Below are 880 nucleotides of genomic sequence, written 5' to 3' on the forward strand. Positions count from 1 at the left end.
CAACTGTCGCAAGGGCTGGCGGAGTACATGATTCCGAGTGCCTTCGTAACGCTGGCGCGTTTCCCGCTAACGCCAAACGGCAAGCTGGATCGACGGGCATTGCCGGCGCCGGAGGACGACGCTTATGCCAGTCGCGGTTACGAGGCGCCGGCAGGTGACATCGAGCATGCGCTGGCGCAGATCTGGCAGGCGTTGCTGGGGCTGGAGCGTGTCGGTCGCCACGACCACTTCTTCGAACTGGGCGGGNGCAAGGTCTGGCACGTCAGGTGGCGAACGCCCGGCTCTCGGCGCAGACGCCGTTGACGCTGGTCGACCGCGATCTACCTTTGCCGCTGTCGTGGGCGCAGCAACGCTTGTGGTTCCTCGATCAACTGGACCGGGCGGCGGGGGCTGCTTATCACATTCCGGCGGGACTACGGTTGCGCGGCCGATTGGACAGAGACGCCTTGCAGGCCACGCTTGACCGGATCGTGGCGCGCCACGAAACCCTGCGCACCCACTTTGCCTTGCACGAGGGCCAGGCGATCCAGGTGATCGCGCCGGCGACCCAAGGGTTCGCCCTGATCACTCATGACCTGCGCGCTCTGGACAGCGCGGCACAACACAAGACGCAAGACGAGACGCAACACGAGGCCGTAGAGCGGCTCGCTGGCGAGGAGGCGCTGGCGCCGTTTGACCTGTCGAGGGGGCCGCTGATTCGCGGACGACTTGTGCAACTGTCGGAGACAGAGCACATCCTGCTGGTGACCCAGCACCATATCGTTTCTGACGGTTGGTCGACGGGCGTTCTGCTGCACGAAATCGGTATGTTGTACCGGGCCTTCAGCCAGGGGCTGGCCGACCCTCTGCCGGCACTGGCCTTCCAGTATGTCGACTACGC

1 pseudogene is annotated in these 880 nt (G+C 65.1%); it reads left to right on the plus strand.

The annotated features are described in order from the left end of the window. A pseudogene (locus AO388_RS03245) lies at positions 1-880 on the plus strand (condensation domain-containing protein); the annotation flags it as partial.

This window comes from Pseudomonas sp. ICMP 10191, assembly GCF_001467335.1.
In the GTDB taxonomy this organism is placed as follows: Bacteria; Pseudomonadota; Gammaproteobacteria; order Pseudomonadales; family Pseudomonadaceae; genus Aquipseudomonas; species Aquipseudomonas cerasi.